Source organism: uncultured Sphingorhabdus sp., assembly GCF_937872355.1.
Taxonomy (GTDB): domain Bacteria; phylum Pseudomonadota; class Alphaproteobacteria; order Sphingomonadales; family Sphingomonadaceae; genus Sphingorhabdus_B.
Genome location: NZ_CALMSV010000202.1, coordinates 1 through 6384, shown reverse-complemented (window position 1 = coordinate 6384; position 6384 = coordinate 1). Strand labels below are relative to the sequence as shown.

The window sequence follows — 6384 nt, the reverse complement described above, 5'->3', positions numbered from 1 at the left end:
GAACCGCGACTGCGGCATTGAGGCCCCCGATCGGATCGCCGAAAACGGCATGGTTCATCGTTGGCGGGTCCTGCTCACGGCCGGTGACAGTCGGCAGCCCAGACCCCTGTTCGAGCGTCGAGCCGTACGCGCGCAGGCCGCTCCACGGCCCCTTCATGCCGTAAGCCGGCATGGTCGCGACGACAATGCGCGGATTGACCTCTAGCAAGACATCGGCGGTGAGCCCCAGCTTCGGCATCACGTCGGCCGAGAAGCTGTCGAGGACGACATGTGCGTCCTGCAGGAGACGCTTGAGCAGGGCGATCCCTTCAGGCTTGGTCAGGTCCAGCGTGATGCCGCGCTTGTTGCGGTTCATGAGCTGGAACTTCAGTTCCTTCTCGTAGGTTTTTTCCTCGTGATAGGGCGGGCGATGATCGGTCCCGCGAAACCAGTCCGCATAGCTCGGCGATTCCACCTTGATGACGTCAGCGCCGAGATCGGCGAGCTGGCGCGATGCGCTTGGCCCCGCCCATCCCATTGCAAGATCGATCACGCGTAATCCGGTGAGCGGCAGTTCGGCGTTGGCAGGCGTGGCGGCCTTGGCCAGCCGGTTGCGCGAGGCAAGCGGTTTGCCGTTATCTGCGCCGGCGAGAGGAGCCGGTCCATTTGCGAGCGGCATGGACCCGGTGAGATGATGCGGCAGCGTCGGCCCTTCGAACGTTGCACCCCCGATGGAGATATCGCCAAAAGCACGGCGTTCGCGATGGAAGTCTTGCGTGAACAGCGTCTTCATGTCCGGGATGACGACAAGCGGAATCTTCAATTCCAGCGCGCGCTCGAACCATTCCGCTGCAGTGCGCTGCTTAAGGATCGGCACGATGATCTTGTCGAGTTCGGCGGCATGATTGGCGCGCAGCGGGCCGATCGCATAAGCCGGATTGTCGCCCAGTTCGGGATGACCAATCATCCGGGCGAAGGCGCGCCATTGCTGGATCGTGACCACAGTGACGCCCAGCCAACCCTCCTTGGTCCGGTAGGAGCCACCGGGAAAGTTGCGGCCGAAGTTGTTGACGCCACTGCGCTTGCGCGAATAGCCGAGTTCCTGCGCGAGACAGAGATCGTAACCTGAAATCAGCAGCAACGTTTCCTGAGCGTTGACGGAATAGCGTCGTGCTCCGCGCTCTCGGCTGTAGAGACCGGCGGCGGTCGGAATGAAAGCGGCCAGAGCCGTGATGATCGCCGTCTGTCCTTCGCGTGGTAGAAGCGGTGGCCCTTCGATCGGACCAACCTGCTTGACGAGACCCATCAGGCTCCTGATCGTCGATTCAGTCGCTTGCCAGCTGCGGTACGGCCCATGCTCGGCGAACCAGGACAACGCGGTGATGGCAAGTCCCGGATCGGTCCTACGCAGATTGTCGTGCGACAGATGCGACGAGCGAATGTCTTCGATATGCCGGGCATCAAGCAACAGATCGGCCGTCGCAAGAATGGCGCGTACCTTTTCGGCATCGGCTTTATTTGCAAGATCGGCCGTGACGCTCCGCTTATTCGTGTTGCTCCAGGCAAAATAGGCGCTTTCTGTCTTGCGGCCGCCGACATCGACCAGCGGTTCGATGCGGCGGCCGGGATCGCCCTCAGGCGCTTCGATCTTTATGACTTCGGCGCCGAAGTCGGAAAAAAGCTTGCCGCAAAATGAAAGGGCTTCTCCCGTGCCCAATTCGACGACGCGCAGATCGGAGAGCGGCAGAGTGTCGGGATGAGATGGGGTCATGAGATCGTCAGGCCTGAACGTCGGTGTTTCGGTTACACTTAGTCGCACGGCACTCGCTCGTCTGCCGCACGTGCGCTGCGACTATCGAGACAAGCGTCGCTTCCGATATCATGGGAGACGACGCTGAATGTCACGGACTGCCCAACGTGAAGGTTTAGAGCAGCCCCGCTGTTCGCATCACTCGATGTCGGATGGTTTTCTCAGTGTTCGAAAACGCGAGCGGTCACAATCCGAGAACGGCCTTGGCCAAGATGTTATGCTGCACCTCGCTGGTGCCGCCATAGATCGTGACCTTGCGGTTGTTTAGGTAGGTGGCCGTCGCTAGGCCCGCCCAGTCGGGCGTGAAGGCTTCGAGTTCATCCTCAGCCTCGAGTGCAAGTCGCATGGCGTGAGGGCCAGCCACTTCGACGTACAGATGGGTCAATTCCTGACGGATCTCGCTGGCGCGCAGTTTGAGCAGGGAGGACAGGGGGTTGGGTGCATCGCCACGGTCCTTGCGCGCATCCGCATCGAGAACGCGCATTGTTGTGATCTCGTGCGCCTTCGCTTCCACTTCGAGCGAAAGCAGGCGAGCGCGGAAGGATGGGTCCTGGATAATCGGCTTGCCGGCTTTCATTTCGCTCATCGCCAGCTTGCGCAGATGCTTGAGCCGCTCGCGTGTCGAGCCAACGCGCGAAGCACCGGTCCGCTCGTTGCCGAGCAGGAATTTGGCGCAGTCCCAGCCGCGATTCTCCTGGCCGATAAGATTCTCGACCGGCACTTTTACATCTTCAAAGAAGCACTGGTTGACCTCGGCGCCGCCTTCCATCGTATGCACTGGACGCACCGTCACACCCGGCGACCTCATGTCGATCAGCAGGAAGGAAATGCCCTCCTGCTTCTTGGCCTTCGGATCGGTTCGGACAAGGCAGAACATCCAGTCCGCATACTGCGCATTGGTCGTCCACATCTTCGAACCGTTGACGATGTAATGGTCTCCTTCGCGCACCGCGCGCGTCTTCAGCGAGGCAAGGTCGGACCCTGAACCCGGCTCCGAGAAGCCCTGACCCCATCAGTCGTCGAGATTGGCCATCCGCGGCAGAAACTTCTTCTTCTGCTCAGGCGTTCCAAAATGTGCAACGACAGGGCCGCAAAGACTGGTGTTCATGCCCATCGGCAGGGGGGCCGGGGCGGCCTCGAGTTCTTCGCGCAAGATAAAGCGCTTGGTCGTGGACCAATCCTGACCGCCCCATTCGACCGGCCAATGCGGGACTGCCCAACCCTTCGCGTTCAACTTGCGATGCCAGCCAACGGTGTCTTCCTTGTTCGGAACCTCGCCGTCCAGCAGCTTCTGCCGCAGCTTTTGGGGAAGCTCCTTCTTGATGAAGGCGCGGACTTCGTCGCGAAACGCCAGTTCTTCGGCAGTGAAATTCATGTCCATTCCGGCGTCTCCTCCAGGTCGTCCTGATCTTGTCTTGATATCTGTCGTTGCGCTTTTGCCCAACAAGGCAGCATCGCTGCAATGGCTGCGAAGTCTAGCCGTGCGTGGCCGGTGGAGCCATTCCTTTTTTGCACAAGCCTCACGCAAATATCGCTCTCGCGCCGATATGCGGCCGCATGACAAAAGTTGCCGGGCGTTGTCGTGGATGCTGCCGATTTGCGTCCCGTGCCGCTGCCGTGGTTTAGTCTGCGGCGTGATAAGAAACTCAATCAGGAAGGGCAGGACACCGCCGAATGAGCATCAAGGGCAAGGCATTCATTATGGGGGCCTACGAACACCCCACGCGAAAAGCGCCTGACAAGTCGGTCGCTCAGATTCACGCTGAAGCCGCGAAAGGCGCGCTTGAAGACGCGGGCCTCACCAAGGACGATGTCGATGGATATTTTTGCGCTGGCGACGCGCCCGGTCTCGGGCCGCTCAGCATGGTCGACTATATGGGCCTCAGTGGTTCGACATACATCGCGCATGTTGCCCACGCCGCCGAGGCTATCGCAGCCGGCAAGTGCTCGGTCGCTCTGATTACGCTGGCCGGCAAGCCGCTGAGTTCGCCGGTGCCGCGTGCCGTCATCCCGACTGCGCCGGATGCTTCCTATGAATCGCCATATGGCATCGTCGTGGCGAATGCGTATGGCCTATGCGCCCAGCGTCATATGTACGAATACGGCACGACCAGCGAACAACTTGCCTGGGTCAAGGTTGCTGCGTCGCACCATGCACAATACAACGAGCATGCCTTCCTGCGCGACGTTGTGACGGTTGAGCAGGTCGTCAATTCGTCGATTGCTGCGTCATCACTGACGGCGGCGGTGCATTGATTGTGACATCGCCAGAGGTCGCCAAGAGCCTCAAGCGTCCGCTCGTCAAGGTGATGGGCGCAGGCGAAGCGCCCAAGGGACAGATGGGCGGCGACGTCAACCTGACTTATTCGGGTGCGCGTTGGTCGGGACCGACCGCGTTCGCAGAAGCGGGCGTCACGCCGAAGGACATCAAGTACGCCTCGATCTACGACAGCTTCACCATCACGGTGCTGATGCAGATTGAAGACCTCGGCTTCTGTGAAAAGGGCCAGGGCGGCAAGTTTGTGTCCGACGGCAATTTGATCTCGGGCGTCGGCAAACTGCCGTTCAACACCGATGGCGGTGGCTTGTGCAACAACCATCCGGCCAACCGCGGCGGCATCACCAAGGTGATCGAAGCCGTGCGCCAGCTGCGTGGCGAAGCGCATCCAAAGGTACAGGTCAAGAATTGCGATATCGCGCTGGCTCACGGCACGGGCGGTTCGCTCGGCGTCCGTCACGGCAGCGCCACTCTGATCATGGAGCGCGTGTGATGACGGAAGCAAAGGTTCGTGCTTTTCCGCCGGCGGTGGTCAATGCCGAAAGCAAGCCGTACTGGGATGCGGCCGAGAAGGGCAAGCTGCTCTATAAGTTCTGCACGGCGTGCAAAAAGCCTCATTTCTATCCCCGCACGCTGTGCCCGTTCTGCTTCAGCGACAAGACGGAATGGAAGGAAGCGTCCGGGAAGGGTGTGATCTACTCCCACTCCACGATGCGCCGCACGCCAGAGCCTTATACGCTGGCGTATGTAACGCTCGAAGAAGGTCCGACGGCCCTGACTGGCATCGTCGATTGTGATCCGGACAAGCTGAAGATCGGTCAGAAGGTGCATGTCGTCTTCAAGCCGACCAAGGAAGGTCCGCCGATCCCGGCTTTCGCGCCGGACTGAATGCGTCTGACCGGCGTGGTTGCGGTTTGCAGCCACGCCGGTTTCAACAACCAATAAGATGGCGTGTCTCTAACGCGGCCAGCCGTTGGGTGAGGATGGTATGGATTTCAGTCTGAACGACGAGCAGAAGCTTCTGAAAGATTCGGTCGATCGCCTGATCGCTGACAAGTATACGTTCGAGAAGCGTAACGAGATCGCTGGAAGCAAGGACGGCTGGAGCCGTGAGTTGTGGAAGCAGTACGCCGATCTCGGTCTGCTCGGGGTCGCATTTCCCGAGGAATTCGGCGGCATCGGTGGCGGCGCGATTGAAACGTCCGTAGTGATGGAAGCTCTCGGCCGCGGCATCGCGCTAGAGCCCTATGTGCCGACTGTCGTTATCGGTGGCGGCTTCATTCTGCTCGGCGGCACGGACGATCAGAAGAAGGAAATGCTGCCGGCGATCGCAGAGGGCAAGCTGCTGCTTGCCTTTGCGTCCACGGAGCGCCATTCGCGATTCGATCTGTTCGATATTTCGACCCGGGTGCGTAAGGAGGGCGACAGTTGGGTGCTCGATGGCGACAAGACGTCGGTCTGGCACGGCGATAGCGCCGACAGGATTTTAGTCACCGCACGCGTGTCCGGAGGTCAGCGCGACAAGGACGGAATCGGCATTTTCATCGTCGACCCGAAATCCGCAGGCGTAACCGTCAAGCCGATCAAGCTGGCCGACAGCCATCGTGGAGCGGACGTCTCGCTGCGTAGTGTGAAGGTGAAAGCTGCTGACGTGGTCGGCGAGGTCGGCCGCGCCTATCCGCTGATCGAGCGGGTTATCGATCGCGCCATCGCGGCGACGATTTCGGAATCAATTGGCTGCATGGATCAGTTGCTCGATACCACGGTCGATTATCTCAAGACCCGCGAGCAGTTCGGCCGCGCGATCGGAACGTTCCAGGCGCTGCAGCACCGCGCCGTCGACATGTTGATGAATCTGGAGCAGTCGCGCTCGATGTCGGTTCTCGCGACGATGACTGCGGACGAATCCGACAATGGCGAGCGCCGCCGGTCGATTTCGGCCGCGAAGGTCCACGTCAGCAAGGCGTCACGCTATGTCGGCGAGCAGGCGATTCAGCTTCACGGCGGCATCGCCATGACGATGGAATACAAGGCCGGCCATTATTTCCGCCGGCTCCTCGCGATCCAGACCCAGTTCGGCGATCTCGACCACCACATGGAGTTGTTGTCGGATGCCGGCGGGCTCGCGCCGGATGAGGACTGATCGCTCACTCATATTACATGCATCTTTCGGAGGAGAGTCCATGTCGAAGCCGTTCGCGCCTTACAGCCTCGTCGCCTTCAACGCCGCCAAGGCCTCCGAGAACAAGATGCATGACGACACTGTCGCCAAGAAGTTTGGCTTCAGTGGCGGCCTGGTGCCCGGCGTCGGCGGCTT

At 60.4% G+C, this 6384-nt stretch carries 6 protein-coding genes and 1 pseudogene; 4 read left to right on the top strand and 3 right to left on the bottom strand.

All coding sequences use genetic code 11. The features are described from left to right. The 3 genes and pseudogenes from Q0239_RS13315 to Q0239_RS18215 form a co-directional block, all read right to left on the bottom strand. On the bottom strand, positions 1–1696 hold a 1696-nt coding region (locus Q0239_RS13315; protein ID WP_298603655.1), incomplete at its 3' end, for a CoA transferase. 277 nt (positions 1697–1973) lie between these two features. After that, positions 1974–2780: pseudogene (locus tag Q0239_RS13310) on the bottom strand (acyl-CoA dehydrogenase family protein); the annotation flags it as partial. 21 nt (positions 2781–2801) lie between these two features. Beyond that, the gene (locus Q0239_RS18215; protein WP_367276111.1) at positions 2802–3170 is read right to left on the bottom strand and encodes an acyl-CoA dehydrogenase family protein; all 369 of its coding nucleotides are present in this window, start codon (positions 3168–3170) and stop codon (positions 2802–2804) included. Between the two features lie 293 nt (positions 3171–3463). On the opposite strand from Q0239_RS18215, the gene Q0239_RS13305 reads away from it, so the two are divergent. From Q0239_RS13305 to Q0239_RS13290, 4 genes are all read left to right on the top strand, one after another. After that, the gene (locus Q0239_RS13305; protein ID WP_298603653.1) at positions 3464–4045 is read left to right on the top strand and encodes a hypothetical protein; all 582 of its coding nucleotides are present in this window, start codon (positions 3464–3466) and stop codon (positions 4043–4045) included. Between the two features lie 2 nt (positions 4046–4047). Further along, positions 4048–4560: a hypothetical protein gene (locus tag Q0239_RS13300; protein WP_298603651.1), complete on the top strand. Its 513-nt coding sequence runs from the start codon at positions 4048–4050 to the stop codon at positions 4558–4560. Continuing rightward, positions 4560–4955, top strand: a complete 396-nt coding sequence (locus Q0239_RS13295) for a Zn-ribbon domain-containing OB-fold protein (RefSeq protein WP_298603648.1) — start codon at positions 4560–4562, stop codon at positions 4953–4955. The genes Q0239_RS13300 and Q0239_RS13295 overlap by 1 nt, the downstream gene beginning before the upstream one ends. A 100-nt stretch (positions 4956–5055) precedes the next feature. Next, the gene (locus tag Q0239_RS13290; RefSeq protein ID WP_298603647.1) at positions 5056–6210 is read left to right on the top strand and encodes an acyl-CoA dehydrogenase family protein; all 1155 of its coding nucleotides are present in this window, start codon (positions 5056–5058) and stop codon (positions 6208–6210) included. The last annotated feature ends 174 nt before the right edge of the window (positions 6211–6384 follow it).